Source organism: Streptomyces puniciscabiei, from assembly GCF_006715785.1.
Classification (GTDB): domain Bacteria; phylum Actinomycetota; class Actinomycetes; order Streptomycetales; family Streptomycetaceae; genus Streptomyces; species Streptomyces puniciscabiei.
In genome coordinates, this window is sequence record NZ_VFNX01000001.1 from 1,904,147 (window position 1) to 1,920,958 (window position 16,812).

Genomic DNA, 16,812 nt, shown 5'->3' on the forward strand with positions numbered 1-16,812 from the left:
GATGTTCTTTGCCCGTTTTTATCCACACCTGATAATGCGATGCGTTATCCATTCTTTACCTGGGGCGTCCGCAACCTTCACGGGCTTCGAGCGGTAGTCACGGCGTCCGGGCCACGACACGGACCCGGACACAGACACCGTTCTCTCCCGTCGAATGGAGCATCATGTCCCTCCCTCTGACCCGCCGGATCGCCCGTGCCGCGCTGCTCGTCGCAGCGGGAGCGGCAGCCGGGGTCGGTGCGGCCGGCTCCGCCGGTGCGGCCACGAGCCTGCCGGCGACCCCGAACGTGGGTGGCCTGTCCGCTCTGGACACGGCACACGCCGGCAGCACCGTCGACGGTGCCGCGCAGAACGTCACCTCCCTGGCAGGCCACACGGGCGGCAAGGCGGTCGAGCAGACGGTGCCGGCCGCGGGCAAGGCCACGGGCGGTGCCCTGAAGAAGACGGCGCCGGTGGCGCAGCAGGCCGCGGGCGGTGCCGCCGGGGCGGCGGGGCAGGCCCTCGGGGGCGCCGCGTCCAACGCCTCGAAGACCGGCGTGCCGAACCTGCCGGTGCAGGGGCTGCCGTCGCTCGGCTGAGCGCCCGGTTCTGACCGGTGACGGGGTCCAGGGAGTTCCCTGGACCCCGTTCGTCTTATGCCGTCAGGCGCTTCACCGCTGCCTGGACGCGTTCGTCCGTCGCCGTCAGGGCGACGCGTACGAACTTCTCGCCCGCCTCGCCGTAGAAGTCGCCGGGGGCGACGAGAATGCCGCGGTCGGCCAGGTGGGCGACCGTCCGCCAGCAGGACTCGTCCCTCGTGGCCCACAGGTACAGGCTCGCCTCGCTGTGTTCGATGCGGAAGCCGTGGCCCAGCAGGGCGGCCCGCAGGGCCTCGCGGCGGGCGGCGTAGCGCTCACGCTGGACGCGGACGTGCTCGTCGTCGCCGAGCGCCGCCACCACGGCCGCCTGGGTCGGCGCCGGGGTCATCATGCCGCCGTGCTTGCGGATCTCCAGCAGCGGGCCCAGGACGGCCGGGTCGCCGGCGATGAAGGCCGCGCGGTAGCCGGCCAGGTTGGAGCGCTTGGACAGGGAGTGGACGGCCACGATGCCGTCGTAGGAGCCGCCGTTGACGTCCGGGTGCAGGACCGAGACCGGGTCGGCCTCCCAGCCCAGTTCCAGGTAGCACTCGTCGGAGAACAGCAGCACACCGTGCTCGCGGGCCCAGGCCACGATGTCCGTCAGTTCCTGCTTCGACAGCACCTTGCCCGTCGGGTTCGACGGCGAGTTCAGCCACAGGAGCTTCAGGCCCGCCGGGTCCAGGTCGCGCGGGTCGTCGTAGACCTCGTACTCGGCGCGGGCGAGGCGGGCGCCGACCTCGTAGGTGGGGTAGGCGAGGCGCGGGTAGGCCACCTTGTCGCCGGGGCCGAGGCCCAGCTGGGTCGGCAGCCACGCGACCAGTTCCTTGGAGCCGACGACCGGCAGGACATGGCGGTGGGTGACACCTCGGGCGCCCAGTCGGCGCTCCAGCCAGCCGGTGATCGCGTCGCGCAGCGCCGGGGTGCCCCAGACGGTCGGGTAGCCCGGGGAGTCGGCCGCGTCGATCAGGGCCTTCTGGATCGGTTCGGGCACCGGGTCGACCGGGGTGCCCACGGAGAGGTCGACGATCCCGTCGGGGTGCGCGGCGGCCGTCTTCTTGTACGGCTCCAGCTTGTCCCAGGGGAAGGTGGGGAGCCGGTCGGAGACTGCGGACACGGGAATCAGGCTCTCTTTCGTACGGTGCGGCAAACGCCTCGGTCCCGCACGGCGGCGATCTGGGCGATCGGGCCGTACGGGACCGAGGCGGCGCGGCGGTGTGCGGGCCGCTTGGCGCTCAGACGGTCACTCGCCCTGCGGCGGCAGCGCGGCGACGAACGGGTGGTCGCGCTCGATCAGCCCCAGCTTGCTGGCGCCGCCGGGAGAGCCGAGCTCGTCGAAGAACTCGACGTTCGCCTTGTAGTAGTCCTTCCACTCCTCCGGGACGTCGTCCTCGTAGAAGATCGCCTCGACCGGGCAGACCGGCTCACAGGCACCACAGTCGACGCATTCGTCCGGGTGGATGTACAAGGACCGGGAGCCCTCGTAAATGCAGTCGACCGGGCACTCCTCGATGCACGCCTTGTCCTTGACGTCGACACAAGGCTGCGCGATGACGTAGGTCACGCTGTCGTTCCTCCTCGATAGGGCGCTGGCGGGCCTCCTCAGGCTCCGCCGCCTGGCGCGCGGGAGCGCGGCGTCGTCGATGCCCGCCCCTAGTATCTCCGTTCCGGGGCATGATCCGAACAGGAGGGGTGAACTGACCAGTGGAAATCTCGGCTGCAGGACGTCTGGAAGTCCGCATCACCCCTGCTGACGTGGGGAAACGTGTCTCCGTACGGCGGTTGAGCGAACCCGGCGCGGCGCAGGAGAAGTTCACCGACACGGTGGGTGTTCTCACATCATGGGACGGTGGCGTGCTCATGATCACACGGCGGGACGGGCGGAGCGTCCGGATCGCCGAGTCCGCGCTGGTCGCGGGCAAGGTGGTACCGGCCGCCCCGGCGCGCCGCCGGGGGCCCGCCGCCTCGTACGAGGAGCTCGCTCGGGTCTGCTCGCGCGGCTGGCGGCCGCTGGAGACCGAGCGGCTCGGCGAGTGGGAGCTGCGGGCGTCCGGCGGGTTCACCCGGCGGGCCAACAGCGTGCTCCCGCTCGGCGACCCCGGCCTGCCCCTCGACGCGGCCCTTGCCGCCGTACGACGCTGGTACGGCGAGCGTGGCCTGCCCGCCTACGTCCAGACGGCCACGGGTGCCGAGGGCACGCAGGAGCTGCTGTGCGCGGAGCTGGAGCGGCGCGGCTGGGTGCGGGAGGTGACCGCCGAGGTGTGGACCGGCGCCCTGGCGCCGGTCGCCGACCGGGCCGAGGGCACCGGTGTGGCGCTGTCCCGGCAGGCGGACGAGGCGTGGCTCGCCCGGTACCGGCGCAAGGGGGTGAGCGAGGTGGCCCTGCGGGTGCTCGGTGGGGGTCCGTCGGTGTGGTTCGCGACCGTGCCCGGTGCCGGGGGCGAGGCGCCGGCGGCGATCGGGCGGTGTGTCGTGGACGGGCGGTGGGCCGGGTTCGCGGCGGTCGAGGTGGATCCCGGGCGGCGCCGGCAGGGCCTCGCCACCGAGGTGATGGCCGCGCTGGCCCGGCGGGCGCTGGACGAGGGCGCGTCGGCGGCCTGGCTGCAGGTCGAGACGGACAACGAGGGGGCCCGCGCGTTGTACACCGCACTGGACTTCACGCCGCACTTCACGTACCACCACTACCGGGAACCGGACGCGGCGACGCCGGAGGAGCAGCAGGAGGAGACGGGCGGCTCCACGGACCGGCACCGCGGCCGGCCGACGAAAGCACCCGCCGGCATCCAGCCGCCGGCCGACCGCGACACGGCCACGGGCACACCGGGCGGGCGAAGCCACGCCACCCCACCCACCGACCGCCAGGCCGAAGGCCATGCCCAAGCAGCCCAAGGCCTCGGCCGGACCACAGGCCCGGGCGCGAGCGCGGTGGGCCGCTGGAGCCACATCGCCGAGACCGTCGGCCGCCAGGACCCGGGAGTCGGCCGGGACGGAGGCGAAGAGGCGGACGATTCCGGTCCGGTCGGGTCGTAGAACCGCCCGTGGAAGGGCATGAGCCTGGCATGCGTCACCCGTATCTGCCGCCGCCGTACCCGCCCCCGCCGGAGCGGTCGGCCGAGTTGCGCCGCAGGTTCGCCGAGGAGGCACGGTCCGAGCGGCCGGATCTGTCGGCGCTGTGCCTGCTGATCGGCGCCGAGGCGGACGGTTCGCTGGACGAGGCCGGGATCGACGCCGCGCAGCTGGAGCTGGACCGGCTCGCGGGCGAGCTGCCGTACCGGCCGGGCGGGCCGCACGCATGGGCGGAGGCCGTACGGCGGCTGCTCGGCGGCCGGTACGACTTCCACGGCACCCCGGCCGACTACGACCGGCTGGAGTCCTCCCTGCTGCACGAGGTGCTGCGGCGGCGGCGCGGGCTGCCGATCCTGCTGTCGGTGGTGTGGCTGGAGGTCGCGCGGCGGGCGGGGGCTCCGGTGTACGGCGTCGCGCTGCCGGGGCACTTCGTGGTGGGCTTCGGCCCGGCCGAGGAGCAGGTGCTGGCCGATCCGTTCGACGGCGGGCGGGTGCTGACCGGGACCGACGCTCAGATGCTCGTGGTGGGGGCCACGGGGGCACCGCTGGAACCCTCCATGCTGGAGCCTGCCGCGCCGCTGGAGGTCGTCCAGCGGATCCTGAACAACATCCGCGCGTGGGCAGCGGCCCGGCCGGAACGGTCGGACGTGGCGCTGTGGGCCGTGGAGCTGGCGCTGCTGGTACCCGCGCATCCGGCGCGCCTTCGCTACGAGAAGGGCCAACTCCTGGTGCAGCGCGGGGAGTTCTCCTCCGGTGCGGAAGAGCTGGAGTATTACGCCGACTTGATCGAGGTGGTGGACGAGTCGGCCGCGCGGAAGGTACGGCAGCAGGCCCACACCGCGCGGGCCATGCTCAACTGAGAGGCCGGGCGGCCGGCCCGGTCACAACCACCCCTTCTCCCGCGCCGTCCGCACCGCCTCCGCCCGGTTCCGTACCGCCAGCTTCTGGATGGCCGTGGAGAGGTAGTTGCGGACCGTGCCCTGGGAGAGGTGGAGGGTCTCGGCCAGCTCGGCGTTGGTGGAGCCGTCGGCGGCCGCGCGGAGGACCTCGCGTTCGCGGTCGGTGAGCGGATTGGCGCCCTCGGCGAGCGCGGCGGCGGCGAGCGTGGGGTCGATGACCCGCTCACCGGACAGCACCTTGCGGATCGCCTCGGCGAGCTGGGCGGCCGGGGCGTCCTTGACGAGGAAGGCGTCGGCGCCCGCCTCCATGGCGCTGCGCAGATACCCGGGGCGCCCGAAAGTCGTCAGGACGACCAGCTTGACCTGCGGAAACTCCCGGTGGACCTGGGCGGCCGCCTCGATGCCCGTGCAGCCGGGCATCTCGATGTCGAGCAGCGCCACGTCCACTCCGTGCGCGCCGACGGCGGCCAGCACCTGGTCACCGCGCGCGACCTGGGCGACGACCTCGATGTCCTCCTCCAGGCCGAGCAGCGCGGCCAGGGCCTCGCGGACCATCGACTGGTCCTCGGCCAGGAGAAGCTTGATCGTGCTCGTCATGCCCCGGATCCTACGTCCCCCGAAGAGGCCGCGGGGACGCGGGCGACCAGCCGGAACCCGTGCTTGATCCGGCCCGCCTCCAGGGAGCCGCCGGCCTTCTCCAGCCGCTCGGTGAGGCCGGTCAGACCGTTGCCGGGGCCGCCGCCGGAGCCACCGGATCCGTTGTCCTCGACGGAGAGTTCGAGCATGGCGCCGTCGAGGGACTGACGGTGGGTGAGCTGGACCAGACACCTGTCGGCGCCGCTGTGCCGGACCACGTTGGTGACCGCCTCGCGCAGCGCCCACGCGAGCGCGGACTCCGACTCCTCGGGCACACCGCCGAGATCGGGCTCGGCGGGCACCTCGGCGCTGACACCCGCGGCGGTCAGGGCGACCTGGGTGCCGGCGAGTTCTGCGGCGAGCCTGGGTCGCCGGTAGCCGGTGACCGCCTCCCGTACGTCGACCAGGGCCTGCCGGCTGACCTGTTCGATGTCGGCGACCTGCTGGGCCGCCTTGTCGGGGTGGTCGGGCAGCATCCGGCCGGCCAGCTCGCTCTTCAGCGTGATCAGGGAGAGCGAGTGACCGAGCAGGTCGTGCAGGTCGCGGGCGAGGCGCAGTCGCTCCTCGTTCGCGGCGAGCTGAGCGACGGTGGCCCTGGCCTTGCGCAACTCGATCGTCGTACGGACGAGTTGACCGACGCCGACCATCGCGAACCCGATCAACGGGACCAGGAGCAGGCTCTCGTCCGGCTTCTCGTGCCAGCGCAGTCCGACGAGGAACATCGTCGCGGTCGCCGCGGGGATCGCCCAGAACGCGGCCCGGACCGGCAGGGTGGCCCCGCAGGCGACCGAGAGGTAGATGAACAGACCGAGCCATGCGCCGCCGAGGGTGTACGCCAGCAGCGGGGCGAGGACCCCGAGGGCCGCGAGCAGGGAGACGACGACCCGTGGGGCGAAGGACCGGCCGATGTTCCGGAAGACCAGCGTCAGGTAGGCGGTGACGAAGGCGGCGAGGCCGATCCCGCCGGCCAGCGTGGCACCCGGGGTGTGGCGGCCCGAGGCCAGGTCCTTGACCGGCGCACTGAGGAAGACCAGCCAGATGCCGATCCACAACACCTTGACGATCAGCTCGCGCCGGTTGCGCGGCCCCTGGCCGATCCGCACCTGGTGCTCCGGCCGCCGCTCGCAGGCCTGCGGGTCTTCCGTCATCGCGCTCACGCCTTCAGCGTGTCCTTCCGGTACAGCCAGGCCGCGCCGCCCGCGAAGATCAGGAAGAAGGCGACGAGAATGGCGATGTCCTGGGCGTGGGGAGCCTGGCTCTGCTCGATGGCCCGCCCCAGTGCAGCGTACGCGTGCGTGGGCAGCCACTTCGCGATGTCCTGCAGCCAGGTCGGGAAGGAGGAGGACGGCATCCACAGGCCGCCGAGGATCGACAGACCGAAGTAGACGATCATCGTGATCGGGCGGACCGCGTCCCCGGAGGCGAGGTAGCCGATGGCGACGCCGAGCGCGGCGAAGACCAGGCTGCCGGCCCAGATCGCCCCGGTGAGCGCTGCCCACTGCCAGGCGTCCAGGCGTACGTCCTTCACGGCCGCGGCGACCAGGAAGACGACCACGATGGACGGCAGACTGACGACGGCGGCGCTGGCGGTCTTGGCGAGGACGTACCCGCGCCCGGGCAGCGGGGTCAGCCGCAGCTGCCGTACCCAGCCGCCCTCCCGCTCCTTGGCGATGCGCTCGCTGTTGCCCATCAGGACGGCGGTCAGGGCGCCGAAGGAGGCCATGGAGACCATGACGTACTTCGCGACGCTCAGGCCGGTCCCGTCGACGTTGCCCGTCTGGTTGGAGACGAGCAGGAAGATCACCGCCGGGTAGATCACCGAGAAGAAGAGGAACTTGCGGTTGCGCAGGGCCCGGGTGAGCTCCAGCTTGATCAGGGCGTTCATGACTGCTTGGCCTCCTCGGCCTCCGTGATGGCGACGAAGGCCTGCTCCAGACCGAGACCGGCGACTTCGAGGTTGCGGGGGTAGACACCGAGGCCGTACAGGGCGTGCACGGTGGCGTCGGCGTCGGACGACTGGATGCGGACGGTCTGGCCCGACACGTCGATCGACGTCAGGAACGGCAGGGCGCGCAGGGCGGCCTCGTCGATCTCGCCCTCCAGGTCGAAGGAGACACGGCGGGCGCCGGCCTTGGCCTTGATCTCGGCGGCGGTGCCGTCGGCGAGGAGCCGGCCGCGGTGCAGCACCAGGACCCGGTCGGCGATGGCGTCGGCCTCTTCGAGGTAGTGGGTGGCGAACAGGACCGTACGGCCCTGGTCGGCCTGCTCGCGCATGGTGGCCCAGAAGGCCTGGCGGGCGGACACGTCCATGCCGGTGGTCGGCTCGTCCAGGATGATCAGGTCGCTGTCGCCGGCGGTGGCGAGGGCGAAGCGGACCCGCTGAGCCTGGCCGCCGGAGAGCTTGTTGACCTTGCGGTCGGCGATCTGCGTGATGCCGGCGCGGGCCATGACGTCCGCGGCCTTGTACGGCTTCGGGTGCAGCGAGCAGCCCAGCTTCACCAGTTCCTCGACGGTGACCTCGTCCATCAGCCCGCCGCTCTGCAGCATCGCCCCGACCCGGCCGGCGACGATCGCGTCGCGCGGGGTGCCGCCGAAGAGGTGCACCGCGCCGCCGTCGGGCTGCTTGAGGCCGAGGAGCAGGTCGAGGGTGGTGGACTTGCCGGCCCCGTTCGGGCCGAGGAGGGCGACGGTCTCGCCCGGGTACAGCCGGAGCGAGAGCCCGTCGACGGCCTTCACGCTCCCGTACGTCTTGGTCACCTGGTCGAAGCCGACCACCGGGGTGGTGGTGGCCGGTGCCGCAGTTGTCGTCATGGCACCCATGCTCGCGGCGCGGGCCGGGTGCCGGGCAGTGTCGGGGGTCCTGAGTGCCGGATGACAGATGTCATGCCGATCGGGTGACAGGGCACGACGAAGGGGCGCCCGGTGTCCGGTGGGCGCCCCCTGTGGTGTCGCCGTGCTAGCTCGGGTGGGTGGAGATGACGGCGACCCGGTTGGTCCTGCTGATCAGGGCCTGGCGGAGGGCGGCGTAGACGTCCTGCGGGGTGACGGGCGTCTTGCTGCCGTTGCCGCGGGTGATGAGGACGCCGTCGAAGGCCTTGCCGTACAGCTGCTTCAGGGCGTTCAGGTCGGGCTTGTCGACCAGCTTGCCGTCCGAAGTCGGCACCACCTTGAGGAACTTCCAGAGCGATTTCTCCGGGCTCATCAGCACGACGTGGCCCGCGCCCGCCGACACGGTCACCTTGGCCGACATCGCCGGTTCCGCGAACAGTTTCATCTCCTGGTCGACGGCCGCGTTCGACACCGTCGGCTGCTTCGTGGTCGTCGGCACGGTGACCGGGGTCGGCGTGCCCGTCTCCACCAGGGTGCGGTAGGCCTGTTCGACCGCCTGGGTGGACTGGGCGGCGTCGATGGCCTTGCCCGCCTTGCCGTAGACGGCTACCGCCTGGCCCGGCTTGAAGTCGATGCCGCCCTCGACGACCGACCCGGAGCCGCCGCCGGCCTGCTGGAGGGCGGCCTGCAGCTTCTCCTCGTCCACCGGCATCTCGGGATCGATCACGCGCTTCTGCCCGAAGAGCGAGCCGATGACGTGGACCGGGTTGTAGTCGCTGGTCGCGGCCTTGCTCACGGTGGCCTGGAAGTCGAACTGGAGACCGGCGTTCTCCGGGGTGAGGGTGACCGTGTTGCCGCCGACGGAGAGCTTCAGCGGCTTGTTCACCCGGCCGCCGAAGGCGTCGTCGAGCTTCTTGACGGCGTCGTCACGGGTGCCGCCGCCGATGTCCACGCCGAGGACCGTGGTGCCCTTGGGCACGTCGGTGTGGTTCATCAGCAGTCCGGCGCCGTAGGCACCGCCCGCGACGACGACCACGCCGGCGCCCAGCAGCACCAGCTTGCTGCGGCCCTTCTTCTTCGGCTTGGCCTGCGCCTTGGGCGCACCGGACGGCTCCGGCCGGGACTGGGGCTGCGTGGCCGGGCCGCCGGCCGGGGTGCCGAAGGGGGACGCACCGGCCCCGGGGACGACCGGGATGCCGCTGGTGACGGTGTGTCCGGAGACGTTGTCGGCCGGGCGGTAGCCGGGCGTGCCGGGTTCGGGGGCCGGCTTCTGCGGGGTGAGGATCGCGGTGTCGTCGCTGAGCCCGCCGCCCGGGCCGAGACCGGCGGCACCGGAGCCGGCAGCCGGGGCGCCGGGTCCGGCGGGACCTTCGAGGTCGGCGATGTCGGCGAGGGCGCTGCGCGGGGGCTGGGCGCCCGGGCGGCCGGGGCCGTCGTAGCCGCCGGGGCCGTCCCTGCCGTCCGTGCCGGACAGGCCGTCGAAGGGCTCGCCCGCCGACGGGACGAGAGGGCCGTCGCCGGTGACGGGGCCGCTGGTGGGGCCGGCCGGGCCCTGCGGACCGCCGGGGCCGCCATGGCCGCGCGGGCCGTTGAAGCCGCTGGGACCGCCGGGGCCGCCGAGACCGCCCAGGCCGTTCGCGCCCGGGGCGCCGGGAGTGCCCGGGAAGCCGTTCCGGCCGTCCGCGCCCGGGGTGCCGAAGCCGTCGTGGCCGCCCGCACCGGCCGTACCCGAGCCCGAACCCGCCGTACCCGTGCCGTCGAAGTCGTCCTGGCCGCCGTTCTCCGAGAAGTACGGCAGGTCGTCGCGGCGCGGTTCGCCGCCGGACGCGCCGGGGCGGGAAGCCGTGCCCCTCGGGGCCGCGTTCAGTGCCTCGGTCACGTCGAAGGAACCGGTGCCGCCGCCGTGTCCGGGGGCGACGGGGCCGCCGGTGGCGCCGGGCAGACCCTTGCCGGTGCCGGTGCCGGTGCCGGAGCGGGAGGCGCCCGGGACGCTCATGGAGCCGACCACACCGCCGGGACGCCCGCCGGACCGTGCGCCGGTGGTACCGGACGCACCGGATGCTCCCGGACCACCCGAACGGGTGCCCGACGAGCCGGGGGCGGTGCTGGAACCGCCGGACGTTCCGGACCCGTTCGTGCCACCGGTGGCCGGAGCGGCCTTGCCGCCGGAGGACTTGCGGGGCGCGAACCAGTCGCTGGTCTTCTCCTCGGCCTGCGCCGCGGGCTCGGCGGGCGGCTCGACGGAGCCGGTGGCCGACCGGTCGGCCGCGGGCCGCGTGTCACGGGCGGGCGCCTCGTCCCCGGCGCCGTCGGTGTCCCCGACGGGCTTGCGCACGACGACCGGCGGAATGGGCCGGGACCCCGGGATGTTGATCCGGATCCGGGTCGTCAGCGTGGTCTCGGTCTTCTTCTCCTCCGGCCGCGTGACCGAACGGCCGGCGTCCGTACCGTCGTCGGAAGCCATGGGGGTCCCGTACGGCGGGGTGCCGGAGGGGTATGCGGCTCCGCCGCGCCCGTTGGGCCCGGAGGACGGAGTGTCAGTTTCACGACTCAAGGCAGGTTCTCCCAGTTGGCTTCGCCGCGCGTTACGACCTCAACTAGCTCGGGCGGCTCGGCGGCGCGCACCACCATACTGGCCACTTCTGGCGTGTATCCCATGACCACTGAGGAAACCCACACGGGACTCGCACGTGCGCCGCGTGGAGAAAGTAGTACGTCACTTGCCAAGTCGGGCGGGACCGCCCCGAGGTTGCCGCCCGGCGCCAAGGGTGGCGCAGATCACAGCGAGGGCCATGCCACCGAGCAGGAACAGGTACGAGCCGAGTCCCGCGCCGAACAGGAAGTCGCCCTCGGGACGCGAGGTGGTGAGCAGGATGACGGTGATGATCCAGCCCACCACCGGTGCGACCGCCCCGCCCCGGCCGCCCATCGCGTACGCACCGCCGAGGAACAGCCCGGCCGCGCCCGCGAGGGCGAGCAGCAGCCCGCCGGGGAACCAGGCGGCCTGGACGAGGGCCCCGGCCGCCCCGATGACGGCGCCGAACAGGAAAAGTCCCGCATAAGCGATGATCCGCCCGGCGGAGGGCCGCTGCAGCGGCTGGGCGAGCAGCGGACCCTGCCCGTTGCCGCTCATGCCGTCCCCTCCTCGACGCCCGCGAACAGGTCGGTCTCCCCGGGCCGGGCCTCGCCGCGCACCAACTCGTAGTACTCGGTGGTGAACAGCGGCTGGGCCAGTTCGTTGGAGAGCGCGAAGTAGGGCTCGGCCACCTCGATCTGGGTGACGTGGGCACGCATCGCGGCGGCCTTGGCCGCGGCGAAGGCGGTCCCGTCGACGCTGGTGGTGACCCGCTCGTCGTCGACCACGCCGGGTACGTCCGCCACGCTGCCGCTCTTCTCGAACGGCAGCACGGCCAGTTCCTCCTGGAGCCGGGCGAAGGCGGCCTCGGCGACGGAGCGCGGGACGCGGTTCCAGTAGACCTTGTCGATCCGGTGCCCGCGCTGGTCCGCCAGCTCGACGGCGCGCATGGCGACGCGGTGGGCCTGGATGTGGTCGGGGTGGCCGTAGCCGCCGTTGTCGTCGTAGGTGACGAGGACCTGGGGCCGGACCTCGAGGATCAGGTCGGCCAGATACCCGGCGGCCTCGTCCACGTCGGCCTGCCAGAAGCACCCGGGGTCGTCATTGTCCGGAATGCCCATCATCCCGGAGTCGCCGTACCGCCCCGCGCCGCCGAGCAGCCGGGCGTCGCTCACGCCCAGCGCGCGGGTGGCGTCGGCCAGCTCCCCGCGGCGGTGCGCGCCCAGGGCGGGCCCCGTCAGATGCCGCAGCCCGGGCGGGATGACCTCCCCCCTCTCCCCCAGCGTGCAGGTGACCAGCGTCACGTGCACACCTTCGGCCGCGTACCTGGCCATGGTGGCGCCGTTGTTGATCGACTCGTCGTCCGGGTGCGCGTGCACCAGAAGGAGACGCCGGGCGGGGAGTTCCGTCATGGGTCCACCCTACGAGGCTCCGGGCCTCCCCCACCGGCGGCACCCGGACAGCACATGCCCGTGACGCCCTCCGGACCGTCCGCTCAGAACTTGATGCTGCTGATCATGCTGGCGACGTTGGTCGTCAGCTGGCTGATCGTGGGGGCGACGGTCGAGGAGGCGAGGTAGAAACCGAGCAGCATGCAGACGAGCGCATGGCCACCCTTCAGCCCCGACTTCTTGATCAACAGGAAGACGATGATCGCCAGCAGCACCACCGCCGAAATCGAGAGTGCCACGGCGGCTCACCTCCAAAGATCGTCCGATCTAGATCAGTTGAGCAAATCCACGCAGACGCCAGCAGGTTCATACCCACACAGCGGTAGTGATCATAACTATCCGTGCTCGCGCATCGCTCGGCGCACGGCCGCACAAGGGGGCGCATGGCCAATATGGTCGGGGTATGACGACCGAGTCCGACTCCTTCCCCCGCCGGCATGCCCGGACGCAGCGGTTCACGCTCGGCGCGCCGCGTGCGTTCACGGTGGCACCCGACGGTACGCGTGTCGCGTTCCTGCGCTCCCGCTCCGGCACCGACCGGGCCAACTCCCTGTGGGTCATGGACCTTCCGGAGGGCGCGGAGCGCCTCGCGGCCGATCCGGGCGCGCTCCTCGGCGGCGCCTCCGAAGAGCTCTCCGCCGAGGAACGGGCCCGGCGCGAACGCAGCCGGGAGGGGGGTGCGGGCATCGTCGGGTATGCCACCGACTCCGCCGTGGAGTTGGCGGCTTTCGCCTTGTCAGGGCGGCTTTTCACGGCCGAGCTGCGGGCCGGTACGGCGCGTGAACTCCGGGTCCCGGGGCCGGTGATCGACCCGCGCCCCTCCCCCGACGGCACACACATCGCGTATGTCGCGCAGGGTGCGCTGCGGGTCGTGGGCGCCGAGGGCGACGGCGACCGGGCGCTCGCCGAGCCGGAGCCCACGGGTGGCCCGGGGCGGGTCACCTACGGGCTCGCGGAGTTCGTCGCGGCCGAGGAGATGGGCCGTTCGCGGGGTTACTGGTGGGCTCCGGGCGGTGACCGGCTGCTCGTGGCGCGCGTGGACGACACGCCGGTGCGGCGGTGGTGGATCGCCGATCCGGCGCATCCGGAGCGTGAGCCACACAACGTCGCCTACCCGGCGGCCGGCACGCCCAACGCGGACGTGCGGCTGTTCGTGATCGGGCTCGACGGGGCGCGCACGGAGGTCGCGTGGGACCGGTCCCGCTATCCGTATCTGGCCCGTGTGCACTGGTCAGCGGCGGGTGCGCCGCTGTTGCTGGTGCAGGCGCGGGACCAGCGCAGCCAGCTGTTCCTGGCGGTGGACCCGGACACGGGGGCCACCCGGATGGTGCACGCCGACGAAGATCCAAGTTGGCTGGAACTTTTCCCCGGGGTGCCGTGCTGGAGCCCTTCCGGGCAGCTCGTCCGGATCGCGGACGAGGGTGGCGTCCGGGTCCTGGCGGTCGGCGAACGGCCCTTGACCAGCGGCCTGTTGCACATCCGGGCGGTGCTGGACGTGGGCGACCACGACGTGCTGGTTTCCGCCTCGGCGGGCACGGAGGCACCGGACCCCGAGACCGGCCAGGTCCATGTGTACCGGGTGAACGAGCTGGGCGTGGAGCGCGTGTCGCAGGAGCCCGGTGTGCACTCGGCGGTGCGCGCCGGGGGTGTGACCGTGCTCGTGTCCGCGACGCCGGACACTCCGGGCGCCCGTGTCCAGGTGCTGAGTGACGGAAAACCGGCGGCGACTGTCCGGTCGTACGCCGAAGATCCCGGTTTGTCCCCCCGGGTGACGCTCACCCAGGGGGGCGCACGCCGAATTCCGTGCGCCGTGCTTATGCCACGGGACTACCACGGTGACAGTCCCCTGCCCGTCCTCATGGACCCGTACGGCGGCCCGCACGGCCAGCGGGTGCTCGCCGCGCACAACGCCCACCTCACCTCCCAGTGGTTCGCCGACCAGGGTTTCGCGGTGGTCGTGGCGGACGGGCGGGGCACTCCGGGGCACTCGCCGGCCTGGGAGAAGTCGGTCCGGGACGAGCTGGCGGCGGTCGTGCTCCAGGACCAGGTGGACGCGCTGCACGCGCTCGCCGGGGAGTTCCCGCTGGACCTGGGCCGGGTGGCGATCCGCGGCTGGTCCTTCGGCGGTTATCTGGCCGCGCTGGCGGTACTGCGCCGGCCCGACGTCTTCCACGCGGCGGTCGTCGGCGCCCCGGTCACCGATCTGCGGCTGTACGACACCCACTACCAGGAGCGCTACCTCGGCCTCCCCGACGAGCAGCCGGCGGTCTACCGCCGCAACTCGCTGGTCGACGACGCGGGCCTGGTCGACGCGGCCGAGCCGCACCGCCCGATGATGATCATTCACGGCCTCGCGGACGACAACGTCGTCGTCGCCCATTCCCTGCGGCTGTCCTCCGCCCTGCTCGCCGCCGGCCGCCCGCACGAGGTGCTGCCGCTGTCCGGGGTGACGCACATGACCCCGCAGGAGACGGTCGCGGAGAACCTGCTGCTGCTCCAGCTGGACTTCCTCCGGCGGGCGCTGCCCGACCAGGGAAAATGACCGTGAACCGCGTTAACACGCAGGCAACTTCACGGAAGCGGTACCGATATACGGACACGCGAGGCTGATCAGCGTACGGCCGTGCGGGTGCCGTGAGCGGGCCGGGGTGCGCCATGTCACCCCGGCCCGCTGCCGTACGCGCACTCCCACGACTGCGCCGCCCCTATGTTCCCTCCGTCGGAACCACCCGCTTCTCCTCCGCGAAGTGACAGGCCGAGGGATGGGCCGCCGGGCCGGCGGCGGCGCGGAAGGCGGCCGGTACCGCGAGCGCCGGCACCTCCCGGGCACAGCGCTCCTGTGCCTTCCAGCAGCGGGTGCGGAAGCGGCAGCCGGAGGGGATGTTCGTCGGCGACGGCACGTCCCCGCTGAGGATGATCCGCTCGCGCTGTGCGCGGACCTCGGGATCGGGGACCGGGACCGCCGACAGCAGCGCCTGGGTGTAGGGGTGCGTGGGGTGCTCGTAGATCTCGGCGTCGCGTCCGGTCTCCACGATCCGCCCGAGGTACATCACGCCGACCCGGTCGGAGATGTGCCGGACGATGGACAGGTCGTGCGCGATGAAGACGTAGGAGAGGTCGAACTCCGACTGCAGACGGGCCAGCAGGTTGATCACCTGGGCCTGGACCGAGACGTCGAGGGCGGACACCGGCTCGTCGGCGACGATCACCTCCGGACGCAGCGCCAGCCCCCGGGCGATGCCGATGCGCTGGCGCTGGCCGCCGGAGAACTGGTGCGGATAGCGGTTGACGTACTCCGGGTCGAGGCCGACCACGTCCAGCAGTTCCTGGACCCTGCGCCGGCGGTCGCCCTTGGGCGCGACCTCGGGGTGGATGTCGTACGGCTCCCCGATGATGTCGCCCACCGTCATACGGGGGTTGAGGGAGGTGTACGGGTCCTGGAAGACCATCTGGATGTTGCGGCGTACGGCCTTCAGGGCCCTGCCGGACAGCTTGGTGATGTCCTCGCCGTTGAACCTGATGGAGCCGGCCGTCGGGCGCTCCAGGTTGCAGAGCATCCGGGCGACGGTCGACTTGCCGCAGCCCGACTCGCCGACGATGCCGAGGGTTTCGCCCTTGCCCAGGGTGAAGTCGACGCCGTCGACGGCCTTCACCGCGCCGACCTGCTTCTTGAAGAGGATGCCCCGGGTGAGGGGGTAGTGCTTGACCAGGCCGGTCACTTCGAGGATCGGCTCAGTGGCCGGGGGCGTCGAGGCCATCGAGGCACTCCCTCCAGAAGTGGCAGGCACTGCCGCGGGTGCCGGAGACCTCGTACAGCGGGGGCTCGTCGGTGCGGCAGACCTCCCTCGCCATCGGACAGCGCGGGTGGAAGGAGCAGCCCGGCGGGATGTGCGTCAGGTTCGGCGGCAGGCCCTTGATGGCGTACAGCTGCTGTCCCTTCTGGTCCAGGCGCGGGATGGAGTCCAGCAGGCCGCGGGTGTAGGGGTGGGCGGGCGCCTTGTAGATGTCGCGGACGGGCGCGGACTCGACGATCTTCCCGGCGTACATGACCGCGATCCGGTCGGCCACGTCCGCGACGACCCCGAGATCGTGGGTGATCAGGATCAGCCCCATGTGGTACTCGCGCTGCAGCTCCGCGAGCAGGTCCATGACCTGGGCCTGGACGGTGACGTCCAACGCCGTGGTCGGTTCGTCGGCGATGATCAGCGCCGGTTCCAGGGCCAGCGCCATGGCGATCATGATGCGCTGGCGCATGCCGCCGGAGAACTGGTGGGGGTAGTCCCGCACCCGCTGGGCGGCGGCCGGGATGCGTACCCGCTCCATCAGCTCGACGGCCCTGCGCCGCGCGTCCTTCCTCGACATCCCGCGGTGCACGACGAACATCTCGCCGAGCTGGTCGCCCACGGAGATGACGGGGTTGAGGGCCGACAGCGCGTCCTGGAAGATCATCGCCATTTCGGCGCCGCGGATCCTCCTGCGCTCCTCTTCTTTCAGTGTGAGCAGATCCCGTCCCCGGAACAGGATCCGACCGCCCGTGACCTTCCCGGGCGGGGTGTCGAGGATCCCCATCACGGCTTGCGCGGTCACCGACTTGCCGGACCCCGACTCGCCGAGCACGGCCAGGGTCTCCCCCGCGTCCACCTCGTAGCTCACCCCGTTGACGGCGTGCGCGACCCCGTCCCGGGTCCGGAACTCCACCCGCAGGTCCCGCACTTCGAGCAGCACGCCGCCGTCACCTCGCA

Annotated in this window: 15 protein-coding genes and 1 pseudogene; 4 read left to right on the plus strand and 12 right to left on the minus strand. The window is 72.3% G+C overall.

Features of this window, described 5'->3' with window-relative positions; genetic code table 11:
- Window positions 1-164: 164 nt before the first annotated feature.
- The gene (locus tag FB563_RS08525) at window positions 165-578 is read left to right on the plus strand and encodes a hypothetical protein (protein ID WP_055707271.1); all 414 of its coding nucleotides are present in this window, start codon (window positions 165-167) and stop codon (window positions 576-578) included.
- 55 nt (window positions 579-633) lie between these two features.
- On the opposite strand, the gene FB563_RS08530 is transcribed toward FB563_RS08525, so the two are convergent.
- Together FB563_RS08530 and fdxA are read right to left on the minus strand one after the other, a co-directional pair.
- Complete coding sequence (locus tag FB563_RS08530; RefSeq protein WP_055707272.1) at window positions 634-1,731, minus strand: bifunctional succinyldiaminopimelate transaminase/glutamate-prephenate aminotransferase; 1,098 nt, start codon at window positions 1,729-1,731, stop codon at window positions 634-636.
- 126 nt (window positions 1,732-1,857) lie between these two features.
- Window positions 1,858-2,178 (minus strand): ferredoxin, encoded by a 321-nt coding sequence (gene fdxA, locus FB563_RS08535; RefSeq protein ID WP_023546973.1) that lies wholly within the window; start codon window positions 2,176-2,178, stop codon window positions 1,858-1,860.
- A 140-nt stretch (window positions 2,179-2,318) separates the two neighbouring features.
- Here fdxA and FB563_RS08540 point away from each other — a divergent pair.
- Together FB563_RS08540 and FB563_RS08545 are read left to right on the plus strand one after the other, a co-directional pair.
- Window positions 2,319-3,317: pseudogene (locus FB563_RS08540) on the plus strand (GNAT family N-acetyltransferase); the annotation flags it as partial.
- A gap of 356 nt (window positions 3,318-3,673) precedes the next feature.
- Complete coding sequence (locus FB563_RS08545; RefSeq protein ID WP_055707273.1) at window positions 3,674-4,540, plus strand: transglutaminase family protein; 867 nt, start codon at window positions 3,674-3,676, stop codon at window positions 4,538-4,540.
- A 21-nt stretch (window positions 4,541-4,561) separates the two neighbouring features.
- Here the strand turns inward: FB563_RS08545 and FB563_RS08550 are convergent, their stop codons facing one another.
- From FB563_RS08550 to FB563_RS08585, 8 genes are all read right to left on the minus strand, one after another.
- A complete protein-coding gene (locus FB563_RS08550; RefSeq protein ID WP_055707274.1) occupies window positions 4,562-5,176 on the minus strand; it encodes a response regulator transcription factor in 615 nt (204 codons plus the stop codon).
- On the minus strand, window positions 5,173-6,363 hold the full coding sequence (locus FB563_RS08555) for a sensor histidine kinase (protein ID WP_055707283.1): 1,191 nt from the start codon (window positions 6,361-6,363) through the stop codon (window positions 5,173-5,175). Before FB563_RS08555 ends, FB563_RS08550 begins: the two co-directional genes overlap by 4 nt.
- A gap of 5 nt (window positions 6,364-6,368) precedes the next feature.
- Window positions 6,369-7,100 carry an ABC transporter permease gene (locus FB563_RS08560; protein WP_055707275.1) on the minus strand — a complete coding sequence of 244 codons (732 nt, stop codon included), beginning with the start codon at window positions 7,098-7,100 and terminating at the stop codon, window positions 6,369-6,371.
- Entirely contained in the window at window positions 7,097-8,026 is a 930-nt protein-coding gene (locus FB563_RS08565; RefSeq protein WP_199832871.1) for an ABC transporter ATP-binding protein, read from the minus strand. The genes FB563_RS08560 and FB563_RS08565 overlap by 4 nt, the downstream gene beginning before the upstream one ends.
- A 145-nt stretch (window positions 8,027-8,171) precedes the next feature.
- A complete protein-coding gene (locus FB563_RS08570; RefSeq protein ID WP_055707277.1) occupies window positions 8,172-10,598 on the minus strand; it encodes a hypothetical protein in 2,427 nt (808 codons plus the stop codon).
- A gap of 162 nt (window positions 10,599-10,760) precedes the next feature.
- Entirely contained in the window at window positions 10,761-11,177 is a 417-nt protein-coding gene (locus tag FB563_RS08575; protein ID WP_055707278.1) for a DUF6113 family protein, read from the minus strand.
- Entirely contained in the window at window positions 11,174-12,031 is an 858-nt protein-coding gene (gene mshB, locus FB563_RS08580; protein WP_055707279.1) for an N-acetyl-1-D-myo-inositol-2-amino-2-deoxy-alpha-D-glucopyranoside deacetylase, read from the minus strand. The genes FB563_RS08575 and mshB overlap by 4 nt, the downstream gene beginning before the upstream one ends.
- Window positions 12,032-12,114: 83 nt before the next feature.
- Window positions 12,115-12,309: a hypothetical protein gene (locus tag FB563_RS08585; RefSeq protein WP_055707280.1), complete on the minus strand. Its 195-nt coding sequence runs from the start codon at window positions 12,307-12,309 to the stop codon at window positions 12,115-12,117.
- Between the two features lie 164 nt (window positions 12,310-12,473).
- Between FB563_RS08585 and FB563_RS08590 the strand changes: the two genes are divergently transcribed.
- On the plus strand, window positions 12,474-14,612 hold the full coding sequence (locus FB563_RS08590; RefSeq protein WP_055707281.1) for a prolyl oligopeptidase family serine peptidase: 2,139 nt from the start codon (window positions 12,474-12,476) through the stop codon (window positions 14,610-14,612).
- Between the two features lie 163 nt (window positions 14,613-14,775).
- Here the strand turns inward: FB563_RS08590 and FB563_RS08595 are convergent, their stop codons facing one another.
- Together FB563_RS08595 and FB563_RS08600 are read right to left on the minus strand one after the other, a co-directional pair.
- Entirely contained in the window at window positions 14,776-15,828 is a 1,053-nt protein-coding gene (locus FB563_RS08595) for an ABC transporter ATP-binding protein (protein WP_055707206.1), read from the minus strand.
- A complete protein-coding gene (locus FB563_RS08600) occupies window positions 15,803-16,795 on the minus strand; it encodes an ABC transporter ATP-binding protein (RefSeq protein ID WP_055707213.1) in 993 nt (330 codons plus the stop codon). Before FB563_RS08600 ends, FB563_RS08595 begins: the two co-directional genes overlap by 26 nt.
- Window positions 16,796-16,812: the final 17 nt, after the last annotated feature.

Excerpts from the sequence above, each read along its gene's own strand:
- FB563_RS08575 (WP_055707278.1), bottom strand. The coding sequence starts at position 11,177 with ATGAGCGGCAACGGGCAGGGTCCGCTGCTCGCCCAGCCGCTGCAGCGG.
- FB563_RS08525 (WP_055707271.1), top strand. The coding sequence starts at position 165 with ATGTCCCTCCCTCTGACCCGCCGGATCGCCCGTGCCGCGCTGCTCGTC.
- FB563_RS08590 (WP_055707281.1), top strand. The coding sequence starts at position 12,474 with ATGACGACCGAGTCCGACTCCTTCCCCCGCCGGCATGCCCGGACGCAG.
- FB563_RS08565 (WP_199832871.1), bottom strand. The coding sequence starts at position 8,026 with ATGACGACAACTGCGGCACCGGCCACCACCACCCCGGTGGTCGGCTTC.
- FB563_RS08560 (WP_055707275.1), bottom strand. The coding sequence starts at position 7,100 with ATGAACGCCCTGATCAAGCTGGAGCTCACCCGGGCCCTGCGCAACCGC.
- FB563_RS08555 (WP_055707283.1), bottom strand. The coding sequence starts at position 6,363 with ATGACGGAAGACCCGCAGGCCTGCGAGCGGCGGCCGGAGCACCAGGTG.
- FB563_RS08545 (WP_055707273.1), top strand. The coding sequence starts at position 3,674 with ATGCGTCACCCGTATCTGCCGCCGCCGTACCCGCCCCCGCCGGAGCGG.
- FB563_RS08550 (WP_055707274.1), bottom strand. The coding sequence starts at position 5,176 with ATGACGAGCACGATCAAGCTTCTCCTGGCCGAGGACCAGTCGATGGTC.
- mshB (WP_055707279.1), bottom strand. The coding sequence starts at position 12,031 with ATGACGGAACTCCCCGCCCGGCGTCTCCTTCTGGTGCACGCGCACCCG.
- FB563_RS08595 (WP_055707206.1), bottom strand. The coding sequence starts at position 15,828 with ATGGCCTCGACGCCCCCGGCCACTGAGCCGATCCTCGAAGTGACCGGC.